This is a genomic window from Bacillus alkalicellulosilyticus, assembly GCF_002019795.1.
Classification (GTDB): domain Bacteria; phylum Bacillota; class Bacilli; order Bacillales; family Bacillaceae_F; genus Bacillus_AO; species Bacillus_AO alkalicellulosilyticum.
This window is the reverse complement of record NZ_KV917381.1, coordinates 1,613,701-1,633,127: the sequence shown is the minus strand read 5'-3', so window position 1 is coordinate 1,633,127 and position 19,427 is coordinate 1,613,701. Positions and strand designations below refer to the sequence as shown.

General features: G+C 37.3%; 26 protein-coding genes. 15 read left to right on the top strand and 11 right to left on the bottom strand.

Annotation, left to right across the window (positions count from 1 at the left end; all coding sequences use genetic code 11):
- Positions 1-15 precede the first annotated feature (15 nt).
- Positions 16-210: a hypothetical protein gene (locus tag BK585_RS08370; RefSeq protein ID WP_078553007.1), complete on the bottom strand. Its 195-nt coding sequence runs from the start codon at positions 208-210 to the stop codon at positions 16-18.
- Between the two features lie 217 nt (positions 211-427).
- On the opposite strand from BK585_RS08370, the gene BK585_RS08365 reads away from it, so the two are divergent.
- The 7 genes from BK585_RS08365 to gerPC all read left to right on the top strand — a co-directional run bounded on the left by BK585_RS08365 (position 428) and on the right by gerPC (position 5,192).
- The gene (locus BK585_RS08365; RefSeq protein WP_078553006.1) at positions 428-2,470 is read left to right on the top strand and encodes a peptidoglycan D,D-transpeptidase FtsI family protein; all 2,043 of its coding nucleotides are present in this window, start codon (positions 428-430) and stop codon (positions 2,468-2,470) included.
- A 199-nt stretch (positions 2,471-2,669) separates the two neighbouring features.
- Positions 2,670-3,011, top strand: a complete 342-nt coding sequence (locus BK585_RS08360; protein ID WP_139367525.1) for a hypothetical protein — start codon at positions 2,670-2,672, stop codon at positions 3,009-3,011.
- Positions 3,012-3,113: 102 nt separating this feature from the next.
- Positions 3,114-3,464, top strand: coding sequence for a hypothetical protein (locus BK585_RS08355; RefSeq protein WP_078553004.1), 351 nt, complete (start codon positions 3,114-3,116; stop codon positions 3,462-3,464).
- A 133-nt stretch (positions 3,465-3,597) separates the two neighbouring features.
- Positions 3,598-3,909, top strand: a complete 312-nt coding sequence (locus BK585_RS08350; RefSeq protein ID WP_078553003.1) for a hypothetical protein — start codon at positions 3,598-3,600, stop codon at positions 3,907-3,909.
- 101 nt (positions 3,910-4,010) lie between these two features.
- Positions 4,011-4,232 (top strand): spore germination protein, encoded by a 222-nt coding sequence (locus BK585_RS08345; RefSeq protein ID WP_078553002.1) that lies wholly within the window; start codon positions 4,011-4,013, stop codon positions 4,230-4,232.
- 24 nt (positions 4,233-4,256) lie between these two features.
- On the top strand, positions 4,257-4,469 hold the full coding sequence (locus tag BK585_RS08340) for a hypothetical protein (protein WP_078553001.1): 213 nt from the start codon (positions 4,257-4,259) through the stop codon (positions 4,467-4,469).
- 294 nt (positions 4,470-4,763) lie between these two features.
- Positions 4,764-5,192: a spore germination protein GerPC gene (gene gerPC / locus BK585_RS08335; protein WP_078553000.1), complete on the top strand. Its 429-nt coding sequence runs from the start codon at positions 4,764-4,766 to the stop codon at positions 5,190-5,192.
- An 82-nt stretch (positions 5,193-5,274) separates the two neighbouring features.
- On the opposite strand, the gene BK585_RS08330 is transcribed toward gerPC, so the two are convergent.
- Complete coding sequence (locus tag BK585_RS08330; RefSeq protein WP_139367523.1) at positions 5,275-5,703, bottom strand: Hsp20/alpha crystallin family protein; 429 nt, start codon at positions 5,701-5,703, stop codon at positions 5,275-5,277.
- Between the two features lie 200 nt (positions 5,704-5,903).
- Complete coding sequence (locus BK585_RS08325) at positions 5,904-6,362, bottom strand: LysM peptidoglycan-binding domain-containing protein (protein WP_078552999.1); 459 nt, start codon at positions 6,360-6,362, stop codon at positions 5,904-5,906.
- 191 nt (positions 6,363-6,553) lie between these two features.
- Between BK585_RS08325 and BK585_RS08315 the strand changes: the two genes are divergently transcribed.
- Positions 6,554-6,766 (top strand): spore germination protein, encoded by a 213-nt coding sequence (locus BK585_RS08315; protein ID WP_078552997.1) that lies wholly within the window; start codon positions 6,554-6,556, stop codon positions 6,764-6,766.
- A 61-nt stretch (positions 6,767-6,827) separates the two neighbouring features.
- Here the strand turns inward: BK585_RS08315 and BK585_RS08310 are convergent, their stop codons facing one another.
- From BK585_RS08310 to BK585_RS08290, 5 genes are all read right to left on the bottom strand, one after another.
- A complete protein-coding gene (locus tag BK585_RS08310) occupies positions 6,828-7,655 on the bottom strand; it encodes an ATP-binding cassette domain-containing protein (RefSeq protein WP_078552996.1) in 828 nt (275 codons plus the stop codon).
- A gap of 240 nt (positions 7,656-7,895) precedes the next feature.
- Positions 7,896-9,050, bottom strand: a complete 1,155-nt coding sequence (locus BK585_RS08305; protein WP_078552995.1) for an agmatinase family protein — start codon at positions 9,048-9,050, stop codon at positions 7,896-7,898.
- Between the two features lie 130 nt (positions 9,051-9,180).
- The gene (locus BK585_RS08300; protein WP_170885512.1) at positions 9,181-9,585 is read right to left on the bottom strand and encodes an Hsp20/alpha crystallin family protein; all 405 of its coding nucleotides are present in this window, start codon (positions 9,583-9,585) and stop codon (positions 9,181-9,183) included.
- A 57-nt stretch (positions 9,586-9,642) separates the two neighbouring features.
- The gene (locus BK585_RS08295; protein WP_078552993.1) at positions 9,643-10,164 is read right to left on the bottom strand and encodes a GNAT family N-acetyltransferase; all 522 of its coding nucleotides are present in this window, start codon (positions 10,162-10,164) and stop codon (positions 9,643-9,645) included.
- Between the two features lie 123 nt (positions 10,165-10,287).
- Complete coding sequence (locus BK585_RS08290; RefSeq protein ID WP_078552992.1) at positions 10,288-10,572, bottom strand: hypothetical protein; 285 nt, start codon at positions 10,570-10,572, stop codon at positions 10,288-10,290.
- 265 nt (positions 10,573-10,837) lie between these two features.
- Here BK585_RS08290 and BK585_RS08285 point away from each other — a divergent pair, with 265 nt between their 5' ends.
- From BK585_RS08285 to BK585_RS08270, 4 genes are all read left to right on the top strand, one after another.
- On the top strand, positions 10,838-11,284 hold the full coding sequence (locus tag BK585_RS08285; protein WP_078552991.1) for a hypothetical protein: 447 nt from the start codon (positions 10,838-10,840) through the stop codon (positions 11,282-11,284).
- A 141-nt stretch (positions 11,285-11,425) separates the two neighbouring features.
- Positions 11,426-12,067 (top strand): CbiM family transporter, encoded by a 642-nt coding sequence (locus BK585_RS08280; protein ID WP_281248888.1) that lies wholly within the window; start codon positions 11,426-11,428, stop codon positions 12,065-12,067.
- Between the two features lie 28 nt (positions 12,068-12,095).
- Entirely contained in the window at positions 12,096-12,836 is a 741-nt protein-coding gene (cbiQ, locus tag BK585_RS08275) for a cobalt ECF transporter T component CbiQ (RefSeq protein ID WP_078552989.1), read from the top strand.
- 129 nt (positions 12,837-12,965) lie between these two features.
- Positions 12,966-13,742 (top strand): DUF3891 family protein, encoded by a 777-nt coding sequence (locus BK585_RS08270; protein ID WP_170885511.1) that lies wholly within the window; start codon positions 12,966-12,968, stop codon positions 13,740-13,742.
- Positions 13,743-13,791: 49 nt separating this feature from the next.
- Here the strand turns inward: BK585_RS08270 and BK585_RS08265 are convergent, their stop codons facing one another.
- From BK585_RS08265 to cobA, 3 genes are read right to left on the bottom strand one after another with little or no spacing between them, the layout of a single operon-like run.
- On the bottom strand, positions 13,792-14,418 hold the full coding sequence (locus BK585_RS08265; RefSeq protein ID WP_078552987.1) for a precorrin-2 dehydrogenase/sirohydrochlorin ferrochelatase family protein: 627 nt from the start codon (positions 14,416-14,418) through the stop codon (positions 13,792-13,794).
- A gap of 10 nt (positions 14,419-14,428) precedes the next feature.
- A complete protein-coding gene (locus tag BK585_RS08260; RefSeq protein WP_078552986.1) occupies positions 14,429-15,250 on the bottom strand; it encodes a sirohydrochlorin chelatase in 822 nt (273 codons plus the stop codon).
- A gap of 8 nt (positions 15,251-15,258) precedes the next feature.
- Entirely contained in the window at positions 15,259-16,737 is a 1,479-nt protein-coding gene (cobA, locus tag BK585_RS08255) for a uroporphyrinogen-III C-methyltransferase (protein WP_078552985.1), read from the bottom strand.
- 389 nt (positions 16,738-17,126) lie between these two features.
- On the opposite strand from cobA, the gene BK585_RS08250 reads away from it, so the two are divergent.
- The 3 genes from BK585_RS08250 (at position 17,127) to BK585_RS08240 (ending at position 19,388) form a co-directional block, all read left to right on the top strand.
- On the top strand, positions 17,127-17,435 hold the full coding sequence (locus BK585_RS08250) for a MerR family transcriptional regulator (RefSeq protein WP_078552984.1): 309 nt from the start codon (positions 17,127-17,129) through the stop codon (positions 17,433-17,435).
- A gap of 241 nt (positions 17,436-17,676) precedes the next feature.
- Positions 17,677-18,582, top strand: coding sequence for an NAD(P)/FAD-dependent oxidoreductase (locus tag BK585_RS08245; RefSeq protein WP_078552983.1), 906 nt, complete (start codon positions 17,677-17,679; stop codon positions 18,580-18,582).
- The gene (locus BK585_RS08240; protein ID WP_078552982.1) at positions 18,579-19,388 is read left to right on the top strand and encodes a divergent polysaccharide deacetylase family protein; all 810 of its coding nucleotides are present in this window, start codon (positions 18,579-18,581) and stop codon (positions 19,386-19,388) included. The genes BK585_RS08245 and BK585_RS08240 overlap by 4 nt, the downstream gene beginning before the upstream one ends.
- Positions 19,389-19,427 lie beyond the last annotated feature (39 nt).

Here is a 19,427-nt window from a genome sequence, read left to right as displayed (position 1 = left end):
TTTTACCTCTGTTCTTCAACCTTTTCCCCTACCTTTAATCAAATCAATAATATAAAAAAGTTGCGCAATAACAAAAGACAACAACACGCCTAGAGTTATAGCCAAACCAAACAAATAATCATCTCCTGATATCGTTAAAGAAGCTACGAAAAAAAGGAATAAACTTAAAAGAAAAGTTAATAAGGCAATACTTATATATTTCCTCAACATAACACCTACCTTCCTCAATTAGATATAAATATCCACTTTATATTCTTCATAACTAGCTTAAAACCTTTTTAGGAAGAATTTTTATGTGAAGGATAATTAAACCAATGATTGTATTATTATGCCAATTCACTTATAGTAAATAATAGATTAGTAGCATTTGTATCAAGTCACTTTTTCTCAATAACTAACTGTTATTTTTCAAGAAAGGAAAAAAGAAATGGCAAAACCGCAAATACGTAAAAATAAAAATCATATACCTTATCGGCTAAATCTATTATTTCTTGTTGTATTTGTCCTATTCTCAGCTCTTGTTTTACGTTTAGGGATCGTACAAATTGTTCAAGGCGAAGAATTTGTTAGACAATTAGAAAACACGAATAACACAACAGCCCGAATCGATGCGCCACGAGGATTGATTTATGACAGATATGGGAACCTTGTCGTAGATAACCAGTTACAATTATCAATCATCTATACTCCTGGAAAATCTACATCTCATGCTGAAAAGCTTGAAGTAGCCAAAAAATTAGAACAACTAATCGAAGTGGAAGAAGAGGCAATTAACCGAATCAATGAACGAGATAGAAAAGATTACTGGATACTAACAAGACCTGAGGACGCAAAAGCAAAATTGTCGCCTGAGGAACAAAAAGAATTAAATAATGACCCAAAAGATGTGTATGAATTGACACTAGAGCGCATTACAGAAGAAGACTTTGAGGAGATCACTGCCAAAGAAACTAGGGTTTTAGCCATAAAACGAGAAATGGATTTAGGTTACGCTCTCTCCCCGCAACGAATCAAACAAGCGGTTAGTGATGAGGAAGCCCACATTGTCGGTGAACATCTTTCTGAATTGCCTGGCGTCGACATTTTACGAGACTCGACTCGGGTCTATCGTTTTGGGGACACATTCCGAAGCTATTTAGGAAATACCAATCACATTCCTAAAGAAAAGATAGATTATTTCTTATCACGTGGATATGAACGGTCAGATCTAGTCGGTATCAGCTATTTAGAACAACAATACGAAGAGGTCTTGCGAGGACAAAAAGCCGTTATTGAAAGTGTGACCAATCGAGGCGATGTCATCGGTGAAAAAGAAAAGCTTGGTTTACGTGGAAACGATTTAGTCTTAACAATAGATATGGAGCTTCAACAAAAGATTGACCAAATAGTTGAGAAACGAGTAAATCAATATAGTGGAAGCTATATTCGTGACCGCTCTGCGTATGTCGCCATCATGTGTCCAAAAACCGGAGAAATATTAGCGTTAAGTGGCTATCCAGATAGTACAGGTGTTATTTTCAATTCATTTGCCATGGGGTCAGCTGTTAAGGGCGCTACCGTTCTTATGGGATATGATTCTGGAGTAATTAATCGTGGAGATTCACTTCATGATACACCGATTACATTACCTGGGCTAGCTCCAAAAGATTCAGCTGGTCGGCGTTTAGGATGGATAAATGATGTGTCAGCACTACAACAATCATCAAACGTTTATATGTTTTATATTGCGATGAGAATGGCTGGGTACAATTACGGAACGAATTGTTGTTGGCGTGACATTCCTGGTACCTTTGAACAAATGCGAAGTTATTATAGCCAATTTGGACTTGGGGCAGAAACAGGTATTGATTTACCAAATGTATCAAATGGAATGAGCGGCGGCATTGGTCAAGGAGGGAACTTGCTTGACTTTTCGATCGGTCAGTTCGATACCTATACGACACTTCAGCTTGTTCAATATACAGCGACAATTGCCAATGACGGATACCGGATGCAACCTCGTCTCGTAAAAGAAATACTAGAGCCCGGTCTTCAAAAAGATGAGATGGGCCCTGTCGTCCATCAAATGTCTCCAACGGTTTTAAACCGAGTCACTATGTCCGATGCTGACCTTCAAAGGGTTCAGCAAGGCTTTCAAGCAGTTCTTCGTTCTCCTGGGACTTGGGGTAATGCCAGTTTTAAATATGCTACAAAAGTCGCAGCAAAAACCGGAACAGCTCAGGTTCGTGTCCCGATTGAAGGTGGATATCCTGTTGATGGAAATAATCAAACACTCATAGCCTATGCTCCTTATGATGACCCTGAAATTGCTGTGGCCGTTGTTGTTCCCCATGTACGAATTAAGGCTGATGCCGTCTCAAGAGAGATTATGACAGATGTACTTGATAGTTATTTTGAGTTAAAAGGAAAACGAAAAGGAACACTCATTCAGGACAATGTTGTTGAGGAACTTGATTCAGCCCAAGACTAATCGATTTTCAATCATCATATATTTAGAAAAGGGTGAGACAAAAAGGGAAAACCTTTTGTCCCGCCCTTTTCTTGTAATAAGGAGTCTAAAATGAAAAAAGGGTATCCCTCGATTGCAGCCAATCTCATTTTATACATCTTTCCTTTTGCAAATGGAATACTACTACATATTCGATTTTCTTAGGAAAGCAGGGATTACGATGGAGAAAGTAATAGTACAGCTTGCCTCTTCTTTTTATACAACAAGTCCTTTTGCAACATGTATAATCAATGAAGAACACGATAATTCTGAAGGGCTAATCTTTCATGAATTTGTCCAAGAGTTAGGAGTCTTTCTAGGTGTTGATATTATATATGAAGACCAGGGCAATAATACTTGGGTCATTGCTGACACATCACATCTACAAATTATTGTTGAGAAAGACGAAACGGGAATGGATACATTTGAGTTTATTCCCAAATCAATCGTCGGAACACAATTGATACAGAACATGACTACTGAATTTTTATCAAAACAAAAAGAGTACTTTCACTTTTTATAACTCAGATATGTAACTATTTTTACTAAAACGTAGACTGTAATCTATACAAGGTTGTCCGTGCATGCATATCATATTGTACAATCCGCAAAGGAGGGTTTCGGTATGTATCGACATGGGCCCTATACTTCTATTGGTTCTATTAAAATAAATCAAGTTTCAAGCGGCGCTTCTATAAATTACGGGCCAACCATTCACAAAGGACATCAAGCCAATATTAAATTTCAAGCAGGTGAATATATTATTGGTGATGAATTTGTGTTTAACTTTTGTAATAATGAAGAAACAGCTAATGAAAACAACGATAACAATGAAGAAGATGAAGACAATAACACCAATATTAACATCGTTTATGATAAAAATCTGTACGAATGGATAACTGCAAATAAAGGAAAACGCTTTTCACCATCACTTAAGGCGAAAATAAAAAGAAAAGAGGATAATTCAGAAGAATAGATGATTTGTGCTTGGCAAGAACTCTTGCCAAGTTTTTTTGTCGTTCCATACTATCTATGTCACTTTAGAATATGATCAGAATAGGGGCATCGTGCATACTTTGCGTTATTACTTTTTAGGGAGTGACAAATAGATGGATCGGTTAGAAAAACGGATTGAGAAGTTAGAAAAACTTTTTTTTGAGGACAAAGAATTTGTAAATAGAGAGTTCCGAAAAATTCATTCTATTCTTAATGAATGTAAGCAAGAGCAATTTACTCCTGTCCAAACAGAAGGTTTAGAATCATTGAATTCACTACAACTTAAAATTGATTACCTAACCGCAGCCAATGAACAAATGGTTCAACAAAACCAACGGTTACGGGAATTTATTGAAAAAAACATTGAACGAAACTTACCACTTATTCAAGAAGAATATTTTAAGGCACTACGTGGGGATTCATAAGAAAAATAATAGGATTGCTTCTTCAATTTCTTGTAACGTGTGTCAATCATTTGCCTAAATACATACGAATAGAGTAAAGGCAAAAATCAGGAGGAATTACATTGGCACATGTTAATAACATTGTAGGAATTCGGATTAATAACGCCTCTAATAATGCCTCAATTAATTTTGGTCATTCCGTCCATAAAGGGCATCAAGCTAATGTGAAAATGTATGTTGGCTATTATCAAGCTGGAGATGCCAATTTTAGTCCTCTTCAATTCAATAATGCCAATGTCGTCAACGATAACGACTATAAAGACCAGACACAAGCCCAAGTCTAGACTTTTCTAGAAAGGACGAATCCGATGCAAATTAATATTAAGAACATAAGGATCAATTCCATTAGTACGATTGGGTCCCTAAACATTGGGAAAACTGTGTTTTCAGGTAACACATCATCAACGGCAAGGTTTCCTAAGCCTTTTTATGAAGAAAATGAACCTGAAAACGCTGAAGAAAACGGTGAGATTGAAATTATTGAACCACCTTTTCTTGAAATGCCCCCGTTTCCTACTTAACTCTAACTGAGCACATCCTACACCAATTGGATCGTGCTCCTTTTTTTGCTAATATTTAATTTTATGTACATTAATAAATGTTCCTCTCATATTTTATAAAATAGAGCTAATGTGGGGGTGACTGCAACGAGCTATTATTACTGGCCATATTACTATTGCTACGGAAATCAGTACTATTGGAAAGGAAGTCCAAACCAATATTACTATGGGTATCCTCAATATCCTCTTTATTCACCGCAATATGAAGTTTCGGGCCCTTCTTTTGATTTCAACGGTCAACCGGAGTATCACCAAATGCTACAATCAACTGAACAGATGGCAGATGTTCCATCAATACATGCGCTATACAAACCAAAACAAGACGACAAAGCTAAAACTAAAAAGAGACCTCCTTTGTTTCAAGATTCTGATTTGACAGCTTTCCTTAAAGATTTACAGGATAAAGTGGAAGCCATTGAAGAAGAAAATGAAAAATTAAAGGAAAAGATCGAGGATATCAAACCGATTATCATTGAAAATATCAATTACAAAATACAAGAGTTAACTGTAAAAGACTTATCTGGGGCGCTCAATATTGGAATGACCGCCTTGACTGACCCAGAAAACATTCAACAGCTTATGAACGAACAAGGTGAGATGCAATTTAATGATATGGATACTGAGGATATGCAAATGGAGGAAATGAACGACTTTGAAAATGAAGAACCTGAAAATAAGGGGTAACACCAACTAATCAGGTGACACTAAGGTGGATGTAAGGGATGTGTCCGAGCGAACCACGCCTCTTAAGACACATCCCTTTTAATTATTCGTCTAAATTTTTTATGTTTATTTTTTGTTTGACTTGATTCGGCCGAATTAAACGATGTAAATGAATGACTAGCATACCTCTTTGATAAGCAGCATCAACCTTATCTTCTTTCACGGGAAACGGTAATTCAATAGAGCGCTTGATTGGTCCTTGAACCATTTCTTCTTGAACTAACCTGAAACCATTAAAATCAATATGGACTGTCCCCCTAACTTCCAATGTCCTTTCATATGCATAAATATCTACCTCTTCAACCTTTAATCCTGGTAGTGAAAAAACAACAATAAGTTCATTTCCTGATTCATAAATATTAACCTTAGTGGTACTACTGTTGGTAGCTAATTGATTAAAACTAGAAAAGAAATCGTCTCCCAAAAAGTTTGGAAGCATCCCCTTCCAATTGTTAGGAAAATGGTTGTTCACTTTTTATCCCTCCCGACAGCAATCCTTTCATACCATATGTTTTATTTTTCATGGATGTGCGTGTACGGAGAGAGAGATATCCAGTTATTTGAAGAGGTTGAGACAAAAGGAACTCAGAGGTCTCATCAAAGTTAGGTTACTTTTTCAGTGGCTTCGGAACTCAACCTTTTGTCTCACCCTCACTTCCCTACCTTTTTTACCTATCTATAATTGCCGTTCCAATGATAGTATTTTCCGCCTGGGTAATGAAACGAATGTTGTGTCGTAGGTTTTGATTGTTGTTGATGGATGGAAGGAGAAGGTTGTTCCATTTGTCTTGTCTGAACAGTATTAGGTGTGGACGATAGTCCTAGTGGTGTATGTGAACCAAAATTGACGGCATAGTCTTCAGAAGGCCAGTGTGGAACATGATGTTGTTTATAAGTTACAGGCTCATCTGCAACATACGCACACACATTTCCTTTGTTATCACTTTTCATAACATCTCCCATTACTCCTGGAAGTCCTACTAACGATGGGATAGTTACTTGTGTTCCTTCTGGTATACTTGATGGCGATTTGATATGCGGATTATGCGCTGCTAACATGTGAATATCCACTTGGTACATCTCTGCTAAATAATACAGTGATTCTCCCTTTCCACAAAAATGTGCTTTCACGAATGTAACCTCCTAATAAATAACTTTCTCCATATATGTCTATTCACAACATTTTTTTTTGACATTAAAAGCGGTATGGATTTCGTTTCATTATTGCTAGCTATTTCTAAAAATTTGTGACACTCACCGCCTAAAAGCATACGATATAAAGGAAAAGTTAAAGTTAGGAGGAGATTGCCTTCTTCACACACATGAATAACATCCTAGGAATTAGGATTAATCAAGCTGCAAGTAATGCCTCTATGAACTTCGGTAATGTTGTTCATAAAGGACATCAAGCCAATGGGAAGTTGAACGTCGGCTATGCTCAACCAGGCGATGCGAACTTTAGTCCATTGCAGTTCAACAATGCCAACTTAACGAATGACCCAGATGTCGTTGACCAAGCACAAGCGCAAGTATAATACTCTTGTAAAATGAGGTGGAGGAATCGACTGGATAGATTGTTTTGTTTCTAAAACTCCTTCATTCTCTTTGATAGTCTAGCATTTCATAAACTATCCTAACCGCTTCTTGTTCATTTTTAGGAAGATTGTCGTTATCTACATTAGGTAGTAAGCGAAATAATCTTGCAATTCGCGGCAAATGTAATTTTGCGTTCCTAATCGATTCCTCATTAACTAACAATTCTGGTCCACCTACTGAGAGTAAAGACCCTTCTTTCATTAAAATAATTGTATCTGCCCATGATGCTGCAAAGTCAACATCATGGGTTGAAAGAAGGATCGTTTTACCTAAGAAGTGCAATCCTTGTAGAAGGGCAGCCACTTCATCTTGCCCTTGCGGATCTAAATAGGCCATCGGTTCATCCAAAACGACAATATCTGGTTTCATAGCAAGGATTCCTGCAATAGCGACTCTCTTCTTTTGACCATAACTCAAATGGAATGGAGCCTTCTCCTTATTTTCCAACATTCCCACAGAACCGAGCGCAACCTCACATACACCTTTGACCTCTTCTGCCGATAGCCCTAAATTTTTCGGACCAAATTGGACATCCTCCCAAACCGTACTTGAGAAAACTTGGTCATCTGGGTCCTGGAACACGAGACCTACTTTTTGGCGAATACTCTTTAAATGCTTTTTGGTCAGTGGCATTCCCATTATCGATATTGACCCACTTTGTGGGAGTTTTAATCCATTCAAATGATGTAATAACGTTGATTTCCCAGCTCCGTTTGGTCCTAGAATGGCAACCTTCGCACCTATAGGGATTTGGAGTGATAGGTTGTTTACAGCCTTTGTCTTATCAGGGTACTCATAGACGACATCCTTCATGTCAATAGCATACATATAAGACTTCCTCTCAGAAAATAAATTATCGGCTTAGTTTAGTAGCAAGCTAGTATTATGTTATGAATCGAGACAAGCCCCTATGAATTAAAGTAAAAAGACATTTTTTAATCCAGAATAGGAATAAACTTGTCCTAATAACAAGAAAAAGGCAATGGCTCTGCTCACCAAACCCCTGATAAAAAGATCATAAATGGAGTTGATGACTTTACTCATTGCACTGTTATAAATATCTTTTATCTATACAAATTTCTTTCCGATTTTTCCTGCATCGACCATAGCCGCTAGCACATCTGCTATAATTCTAGTTCCAAGTAATGCGGTCTGATCACTTACATCATAAGGAGGGGAAACTTCAACTAACTCCATACCACAAATACCTTCTCTTGCGACAATATCTAAAAACTTCAATCCCTCTCTAGGAAGGAACCCTCCTGGTTCTGGCCAACCGGTTCCGGGTACAAATCCAGCATCAAAACTATCAATGTCCACACTTAAATAAACAGCTTTTGCTCCCTTCCAAGCTGTCTCTAACGCAATTTCCGCTACCTTTTCAATTCCTAATCTCTCAATATCACCTATCGATATTGCTGTAGTGTTTAGCTTGCGAACGTTTTTTACGGCTTCTCTAGGAACCTGCCAACCTCCGATCCCAACTTGGACAAGATTAGAAGGCGGTGCATTTGGAATGTTGGTTGCATGAAACCAAGGTGTAGTGTGCATCCTTTCATCCATATCCTTCTCTTGTAAATCTAGATGGCGGTCCATATGGATAATTCCTACTTTCCCATCAACATTATCTGCGATGGCTCTCAAACAAGGGTAACCGATCGCATGGTCACCACCAAGCATAACCGGCAAAGTACCTTGAGCAAATACATGGCTAACAGCCTTATAAATTTGGTCAAAGCTCTTCTCAATATTGGCAATCGTAAAGACATCACCTACATCGCACATTTTCAATGATTCAACAAGGTCTACATTTTTTTCATAGCTATAACTTGTGTATAGTTTTGAAATTCTTCTCATCGCTTCTGGACCAAATCTCGCACCCGCTCTATAGGTTGTTCCTATATCGAATGGAACTCCTAAAAAGGCTACATCATATTCTCCAACTTTACGAACATCTTCCAAAAAAGGGGCCCGTAAAAAAGTCGGAATACCTGCATATGCTGGACGAGGCTCTCTCGTAAATGTTGATATTGTCCTATCTCCAATAGACGGTGCAGCTTCTAGTCCATACTCCAGCGATCTCTTTATTATTTTTTCATTTTCAAATTCAGGAATTTTTGCTTCTTTTTCTGCATGTTCAATTCCAAGCAAGTCCGTTTGGCGCTCACTCTCAAGAGCTTTCTTTTTCCTGAAACTTAAACCATGATTATCAAAAAAGCCCATACATTCACCTCCGTTTTAATATAACTGTTATTTCTTTTTACAAATAGTGTGCATTCAAATTATTTATATTTTGCTAAGCATGACTACATTCTTGGTAGATTAAAATAATCGATGGTAATTCTTTACGACTTCATTTCTTTTGACCTTCATTGGATGCTCTTAAAAGGTGAATCATTAATACCCCTTTTTGGTATGAAGATTTTACTTCCTGCACTTCGATTGAATAAGGTAATTCTAAGGTTCTTTTGAAAGGACCTTGTTCGATTTCCTCTTGAAGTAACCGGAATCCTGGATAATCAAGGTGCCGTGTTCCTCTTATTTCTATGGTTTTCTTTTCTGCATAAATCTCAACATCCTCCAAAGTAAGTCCAGGCAAAGTGAAAATACATATGATGTTCTTCCCAGACATATATAGATTTGCTTTTGGTTCTTGTTCTTGTTTTTGTTGTAGTAGTCCTTGGAACTCTGAAAAAAAATCGTCACCTAAAAAGTCTTCAACTTCATTCCAACTATTGCCTTGCCAAGACTTATCCATAGCATCTCCCTCCTTTTTCATAGTTTATAGTTATGAAATAAATGTAAATTGGGTGCATTACCAGTGGGATTTACTTAAGATAGCGACATCCTCGTACTGGTTACCAATAAGGTGGTGTTTACGTAATAAACCTTCTTGTATAAAGTGATTTTTTTCTAATAAACGTAGCACCGCTTTGTTTCTCAATACCGTATAGGCATATATTTTATTTAGGTTGAGTTGTGTAAACCCATAGCTTAGCATTGGCGGTACAAGTTCTGATGCAAACCCCTTTCCCCAGTATTTACTCTGTAAGTTCCCTCCTATTTCCGCATGATTAGAGTTTTTGTCCCAATTCCTAAACCCACATGTTCCTACTGTATCCCCTGATTCCTTATGAATAACAATCGACCGTATAGAGTTGTAATTGAGGTATGGGCTTTGGATTTGGCGAATAAACAATTCTGCTTCTTCTACACTTTTTATTCCTTCACTCGTATCTAACTGGAGAACCTTTGGATCAGAATATAGTTGAAAAATCCCTTCCTTATCTTCAATCTCAATATTTCTTACAAGCAAATGCTCTGTCATAAATTCCATTTTTTCACTTCCTTTTTATAAACGTGAACTAACTTACCTTTCCTTTCATATCAGCTCTATAATAACGAAAAGAGGGTGGACAAAAGGTAAAACAACCTTTTGTCACACCCTCTACAATTTCTCTTACCAGAAAAATGGATATGGCAAGAATGATAATGCAACAATTGAACCTAGTCCAATTCCTAACAAAGCACCTGCAGCCAAACCTGGTCCAAATCCCCAAAAGAACATTCCTGGTCCTCCTGGTCCTGATGAAGGTGGAGCAGCTCCATCAAGAGGACGAAGATAAACTTGGTCATAATCACATTTGTCAATAATTCCACGGTGAACCTGACCATGAATGTCTCTTATCTCAACTGCTTTTCCGATATTTTTACTACAAAGATCATAGTAATGACTAGCGGACATTTGTATTTGCCTCCTTCTTATACCAAAAACGGTATTATTTTAAATTTCATTACTAAGATATTGACGCACCGCTCCACTTGGTTGGACATTTTAAACACTTTTTCAATCTTTTTTCTGAAGCGGCTCGTCCTATATGCTAGAAATAAGAGTACTAGTGATTCGCCGTTACAACCCTTGTTGTTACAACATATACTAGAGTAATTGAATCCTAGTTTGTTTATTTTCTCAGTCAGATTCAAATTCGTTTCAGAAAAGAGGGTCTTCAATGTTTCCACCCAATTTTAATAAAAGCAAGTATCTTCCTTTGATGATGAAAAATCATATGGGAGCTAACCCAATGGGCTTCAATCCTTTTGAGTATCATAATCACGTGATGCAAGAAAACAATCCGTTTAAAAGTGACTTTTTCATGCCAAAGCAACAAATGCACGGGCCTCAAGGACAATATCAACCATTTCAGCAACAGTCCACGCCTTACAGTCAAGCTAATCAAGGACCACAGTTCCCATTCAATCAAACCTTTCAGCAATTTCCGTTTAATCAAGGATTCCCTGTTCAACAAGGAAATGCACCGCTTGGTCCAACATCCTTCATTAGAGATCAAAACGGAAAAATAGACTATAAAAAAATTGGTAACGGTGTTCAAAGTGTCATGGGATTTGTAGGGCAAGTAAACCCAGTAATGAAGCTATTAGGTGGATTCCTAAAATAAGCACTGTGCGAGCCTTAAGTGTAGTGCTTATGGCTCGCAATTCATATGGACGTCTACAAGCAGCCATACTTTGTGTGTACAAGCTTCCATATAGTCCGAATACATGTCGATAAAGTAGAATATAAATAACTCGTAATCTCATTGTTTTTAGGAGGACGGGAGGGCATTAGAATGCATGTGTCTGATGGTGTCATTAGCGTTACTGTAGCTGTAGTAACAACCGCAGCTGCAATTGGATTAATCGCCTATTCAACAAAGGGGATAAAAGAAGAAGAAATCCCTAAAATAAGTCTCTTATCTGGAGCATTCTTTGTATCTTCCCTTATTACTATTCCGATTGGACCGACATCAGTTCATCCCCTCCTTGGGGGTTTCTTAGGGTTAGTCCTTGGCCGGAGAGCACCGCTTGGAATATTTATCGGATTGCTTTTACAAGCCACCTTATTTCAACACGGTGGGCTAACAACGTTAGGAGCAAATACATTACTCATGGCTATTCCAGCTGTTCTCATTTACATATTGGCGAAAACCTTCACTAGAACCCCTCACTTTCTAAAAGGTTTTTTAGCCGGATTTCTGGCCATAGGATTTGCAGTCTGCCTATTAATCCTGCTTCTCCTATTTTCTGATCATAGATATGGAGATGGTACATTTTCAGTAGTCAATATGGTTATCCTTGCTTACCTTCCTCTTGCTATTATCGAAGGAATCTTAACTGGGTTTTCAGTAAAGTATTTATACTCAGTCAGACCTACCTTTTTTGAAGTCCTTGAAAAAAAATAAAGTTGAAATCAACTAAGAGGGTGATTCAATGACAACCTCATCCGAAAGTAAATATGAAGTACAAGGGGTTTCTAAATGGGCGTATATGTGGGAGTCTCGAATGAAATTACTGACAGCTCTCCTTTTTATATTTGGGGTAGTTAGTCTTTCTACACCGTTATTAGCCATTATGGCACTCACTGTTTCTGTAGTTGCGTGTCTTGCAATGGGAATTACAGTTAAAACGTTACTAGGGAGATATTTTATCATTGCTCCATTTCTTTTATTAATGACACTTCCCTTGATTTTTAGTAACGGATGGCCAATTAATTACGGAAATATTTCCTTTGCTTTATTGATTATCCTTAAAGCTGTTACGTCTATGACTGTTATGACAATTATTTTAGATACTCAATCCACGGATCAGTTTATAAATAGTTTGGCCCAGCTAAAAGTTCCATCCATCATGATTACTATTCTTTTGCTTGCCTATCGGTATGTGTTTTTGTTCCTAGATGATATTCAAAAAATGCAACTCGCCCTAAAATCTCGATATTTTAAAGGCGGGATTCAGATTAGTAACTTGAAAACTTACGGTCAAATTACTGGTGGGTTGTTAATTAAGTCGATTAATCGGTCTGAAAAAGTGTATCACGCCATGGCTTCACGTTGCTTTACTGGTTCTTTATGCTTCGAGGAGTCAAGAAAGATTCAACGAATGGATTATTTTAAAACAAGTACAGCATTATGCTTAATTGGTGTACTCGTGGTTGTAGACTTCATTGTCTAAATTCTCTTTTAAATAGTACCGTTTGTTCACCTTTCATTAGTATTGCTTAATACAATTGTATGCACATGTCTCTATTACTTCCATTTATCACATGCTACAATGATAGTAATAAACGAGGGAAGTGATATTGTGATAGTCCGGGAAACCAAACAAAGCTTTATTATGATTTCTCAGCACGACCATGCTAGATTGGCAGGTGATATTGCATTACGACTTCCTTTCAATACCACAAGTGCTCAGAAAAATGTTTTACTTGCAATATATGAGCATGACTGTGGGTGGGTAGGTTTAGATCACACTCCCATTTGGAATGACGAAGCTCAAAAACCTTTTTCATTTCAAGATTACCCGATCATCCCTAAAATTGAGTTTTATAAAAAAGGGATTAATGAAATACAAAATAAAAATATGTATGCTGCCCTATTATGCAGCATGCACTTTGCTTCTTTTTTCGCTTCTACCCCTGAAGGACCAGGTCTACACTTTCTGATAGAAGAGAAACAAAGACAAACTCACTTGATAAATAGTCTTAAATCGCAAGATGAGCTTGATGAAAAACAACTCGCCTTTCACTTTCAATTATTACAACTGTGCGATGACATTTCGCTTTATGCTTGTTTAAACCATCCAGGCTCCACAAAAGAAAAAGAACATCCTTGGTATATAGGAGGATTTAAAAACACTGATGTCGTCTTTCCCACTAAAAACCATCTTATTGCACATTGGTTAGATAAACAATCTATTACAATCGATCCTTTTCCTTTTACAGAGGACTTTCAATCTAGTTATTATTATAAATCCGTAGATAAACAACTAGTTGAAAAGGTAGGTATAGCCAATGCCTATTACCTCAGCGAAACAAAAGAACAGGCGTTACATTTCATAAAGAAAATTGCAAAGCAGTAACGTTGTGTTTATTATTCATCGGTTGAAAGTAAAAAAACAGATGGAAAGATTATTTATCTTCCCAACTGTTTTTTGCTGTCCAGCTTTCTATTATTTTTTCTCGGTCAGTTAATTTATAAATCTCCTCTTCAATCAGCCGTTTTAGAAAGGTCTCTCTTTGGTTAGGGTCCTTGATTTTCTGCTTTATCCTATGTCTAGCAGCCCCTAGAAAATCTACAATATCTTCATATCGTTGGTCGTATTTTTCTGTAAGCTCTTTTGTAATTTGTCTTGCTAACGCAGGACTTGCTCCTTCGGTCGACACAGCCAGTGTTAGTTTCCCTCTCTTCACAACAGAAGGAACAAAAAAATCAGTTTGTTCGATATCGTCAACTCGACTGACAAGTTGTTGTTCAGAGGACTCCTCATACACGGTTCGATTAACTTCCGGGTTATCTGTCGCAGCAAAAACAATAAATGCCCCTTCAATTAATTCGTGTCTATAATGTTCTTTTAACCAATGAACTTGTCCAGTTTTAATAAAGGGAAGAAATTCATCAATAATATCAGGTGATACTACAAAAATATTGGCACCACAAGGAAGAAGACCTTTCACTTTTCGAAAAGCAATCTTCCCTCCTCCAACCACTACTACTTTTTTCCCTTTTATGTTTAGCATAACTGGATATAATGACATGACAAGCCTCCTACTTTGAAGCTATTGCGGCAAACCGATATTTGCAAGCATCACAATTTACGCGGACATTGTCCTCAAGTAACTCTTCCACTCGGTCTGCGATAATATCAATGAGTGTAGGATGGTATCCTAAATAATCACATAAATGAATACTACGATCACCCAAGTCCTCTTGTAGCTTTTCAATTTTAACAGCCATTTGCTTCATTAATAATCCAGTAAATAATAAATACGGAAGAACATACACCTTTTTGTTGGACATCCGTTTCACCCGGTCTAGTCCATCGTCAAAACTTGGTTTTGTTGCTGCTAAATAACATGTTTCAACCACATCAACGGGAACAGCTTCCCAAATCAGTCGTGCTAATTTAGCCAAATCACTGTTTGCATCTGGATCACTGCTTCCTCGTCCAACTAGTAATATCGCAATATCCTCACGTTTTTCGATATCCGTTAGTTGTTGTTGTGGAAAACCAGCTTCATATAACCTATCAACAACCATGTTAACCATTCGTTGATCAATACCAATTACACGTCCATATCGAAAGGTGACTGAAGGGTGCTTTTCTTTCGCCTCATCAATTTCTTCTGGTATATCTAGTTTTGCGTGTCCTGCAGCTAATAATAATACCGGTACAATCGCAATCTCCGTTGCACCTCTTTCAACACAGGTATCAATACCAGCTTGAATTGACGGTTCTGCTAACTCGATAAAGCAATGTTGTTGAATCGGTACGTCGATGGCAGCTTTGACCTTTTCAATGAACGCCTCATATTGTCGTACGCCTTCCTTCACTCTTGTCCCATGCCCTATATATAATACTGCTTTCATTCAATCACCTACTCTACTGCTAATTGATTCGATTGACTTAGATGGTTTACTAATGAATCAATCGATGGTTCTGCTAATGTTTCAACAGTGTGAAATCCATTTTCTTTTGCTGCTTTTGTTGATTTTTCACCAAAACAGATGATTTCCCATTTCAACACTTCTTCTAATGGATTTCTTCCTAATTGCTGTAACCCTAGCATAAAAGCTTCAACTGATGCTGCACTTGGAAATAATAACGTCGTCACCGTTCCTTCCTCTAACACTCGATTACAGATCATTTGTTTATTGCTATCAATCACTTGCTCATGGGTCACTATATGTGTAAAATCCCCGAGTTGTTGTTTTAGCTTCTCTTTCTTACGTTCGGTCATTTGTCCCCCTATTGTTACGATAGGGTCTTGGCGATTTAATTCCTCCACGGATTCACTTAAACAACCATACTGTGTTAATTTTCGTTTTGATTTAACCGAACCAACAAAAAGCTTTGCCTGAATGAAACGGATATCAATTTGATGATATGCTAAGCCTTCAAAAAAGTAATCGATGCTTTCAGGAGATAAAAAGAAAATGTTTTTAGCATTTGTAATATCCTTAAACTCTTTTCCCGCTTTTTCCACAATTGAATCTACTTTATATGCTGGATAATGAAAAACTTCTGCGCCATGTTCTACTAATGAAGAAGTTAATTTACTATTCTCATTGCTCGTCCTTGCGACCATGATTTGCTTTCCAAACAGTGGTGTTTTTTCAAACCATGCAAGTTTTTTACGCAAGTCTACAATATTACCCACTAACGTAATCGCTGGGTTCGAAAATTTAGTTTCCTTTACTTTCTCAGCTATTGTTCCTATTGTCCCTTCAAGCGTACGTTGTCGACTGTAAGTTCCCCATTGAATTAAAATTACAGGCGTTTCCGGCGTTCGACCATTTGATATAAGTTGTTCGGTAATGTATTGTATATTTCCAACGCCCATGTAAAACGCAATCGTGTCTATCCCAGATAACGCAGCCCAATCAATTAAAGGTTGACCAGATTTTGATTTGTCATGTCCAGTGACAACCGCAAATGAATAGCCGTACTCTCGATGAGTCACTGGAATTCCAGCATAAGAGGCAGCCGCGATACTCGATGTCACACCTGGAACAATTTCATAAGGAATGTCGTGCAATGCTAATTCTTCAGCTTCCTCTCCAACTCTTCCAAATACACTAGGGTCTCCGCCTTTTAAACGAACGACTTTTTTTCCTTCTTTTGCCTTTTCGACTAATAAATCATTAATTGCATCCTGACGTAAAATATGACGGTCAGGAAGTTTACCAACATAGATTAACTCCGCTTCACTCCTTACGATAGATAAGAGTAATGGGTTAATTAATCTATCATATAAAATAACATCCGCTTCCATTAAATGCCTTTTAGCTTTGACGGTTATGAGCTCAATATCTCCAGGACCTGCTCCTACTAAATATACTTTACCAACAGTCATTCTCCCCACACCTTTCCTAAGTTTCCTTAGAAAAATTTTAAGATTGTTCTCTCTATCTTTAGACAATGCATTTGTATTGTATCAAATATCTATTCCGACTTTTTTGATATGTTTTAAAAAGTATAATCAATCTCATATTATTATTCAATATGTTTGTAAAAAAATGTACTATTCATTTATTATACCATCTTGTAAAAACCTCTCATACCCTTATAGAGGAGGAATAGCTCCATTGTCACATGTATTGTGTAGAGATGGATTTACTTCCCAATGGTCTCTATTTTTGGTTGTTAGATTATCTGACATTTCGAAGAATTCGATTACTTTTCTATGTTATAGTATAAATAATCCAATTGTAATATCCTTTTTTTGAGAGGAGTGGGAGAAACGTGTCGACGTCATATAGAGATAAAAAAGTGATCACGATTGGTGTAGTCAGTGAACTCACTGGACTATCCGAAAGAAAAATACGCTATTATGAAGAACGGAAATTAGTGTTCCCAGAGAGAACAAAAGGCGGAACACGAAAATATTCATTTTTAGATGTAGAGAGACTAGTGGATATTGCTAATAAGATGGAAGACGGAATGCAAACCTTTGAAATCAGGAAAATGGAACAAAAGCAGCTTAAGAAGAAAGATGTGCGTGAAAGAATGTTACGTGGACAGATTAATGCAGCCTTTAATCTACGTAAATAAAAGAGTCGAGACAAAACTTGTAAAAAAAAGCAGCGATGGCTTCATGCGCCACAAAACCCGTTGTGAAAAAACCACTCACAACAAATTTTTTAAGACAGTGGCGATTACGCACATTGCTTAGAGGGTGAGACAAAAGGTAAAAACCAACCTTTTGTCTCACCCTCTTTTTCTTATGTTTATTCATAAGTCGTTCCATTTATGGAAAGCTAAAGCTATATATATGAGAAGGGATTGTCCATTTATGGTTTATGATTGCATCATTATAGGTGGTGGCATCGCAGGGTTACAAGCTGCCATTCAACTTGGTCGCTACGAGCACCGTGTCCTAGTCATTGATAAAGGAAATGGTCGATCCGAGTTATGTAAAGAATACCACAATCTCCTCGGTTGGCCAGATGGTGTCTCAGGTGAGTACTTTCGTGAAACAGGTAAGGAACAAGCGAAAAGATACGGTATTGAATTTATGACAGATGAAGTGATTGAACTGCAAAAGAAAAACAATGAGTTTGATGTGGTCACTACGCAACAAATACTAGTAGGAAAAAGAATTCTACTGGCCACTGGAATTCAAGATCGTATTCCAGAGTTAGATGGTATACGAGCTTGCTTAGGAAAAAGCATTTACCTTTGCCCCGATTGTGATGGCTATGAAATTAAAAATCAAAAGACGATCGTGATTGGTTCTGGTAATAAAGGGGTTGGGTTAGCTGTAGTATTATCTTACTGGACATCGGATTTACTGTTTATTAATCATGATTTAGATGATATTGATGAGAAACATCAACACCTCTTACAGAAGTATAACATTACGCTTTATCAACAACGTGTATCACACCTTCACATTGAAGACAAAAGTCAATTTCAAGGACTTACACTTGAAAACGGTGAAACACTTCACGCTAACCATGCGTTCTTAGCAATGAAAGGAGCAACCGTTCAAACCGATATTGCCAAATCTTTAGGCGTTGAACGGTTAGAAAATAATCACATCTGTGTTAACCCTCGTACAAAAGAAACGAATGTACCTAATGTATGGGCTGCTGGAGATGCCCTAGTTCACTCTCAACTATTATCGATTGCGATGGGTGATGGTGCCCAAGCAGCTATATGGATTCATAAGAGTATTTTAAAGGAGAAATTACGATGAAAAAACGAATTATGCTATCCCTCACTTTTTTAATAGCCTTTTCTTTTTCGAGTGCTTATGCAACTACTGAACACCAAGAACCCGTAAAGGTAGCTATCATTATTGACGATTTTGGTGGAAAAGTAAAAGGAGTAGACTCATTTTTTGATTCAAAGATCCCGATTACCGTTGCCATTATGCCTTTTTTAGAAAAATCGAAAGAACAAGCAAAACTAGCTCATGAACATGGACTTGAGGTAATGATTCATCTCCCGTTGGAACCAAAGAAAGGAAAAAAATCATGGTTAGGGCCAAACCCCATAACAAGTGACCTATCAATAGAAGAGGTAAAAAAAAGAGTTCAATTAGCAATTGATGAAGTCCCTTATGCTGTTGGCCTTAACAACCATATGGGCTCTAAAATAGTTGAGGATGAAAAGATGGTACGGGCGATATTGGAGGTCGTGAAAGAAAATAATTTCTATGTCATTGATAGTGGGACAAGCAATAAATCAATGATTCCAAAAGTGGCTGAAGAACTTGATATTCCGTGGGCAATTAGAGACACTTTTTTGGATGATACGCTTTCTTCACGCCAACATGTTGCTAAGCAAATGAAAAAATTAAGTAAGGTAGCTAGTAAAAAAGGAAAAGCAATTGGAATTGGTCATGTCGGGATTAAAGGTGAAGAGACAGTGCTTGGGATTCAATCAATGATAGAGGAATTTAGTAAACAAAATATTGAAATTGTTCCCGCTTCTCACATTTTAGAGACTCCAATTGAAAAGAACCCTCAGGATTTTTGGAAACCGGGAACGAAAGAATAAATGTCTTCGGTAACAACAATAGGTATCTTTATCACGAAA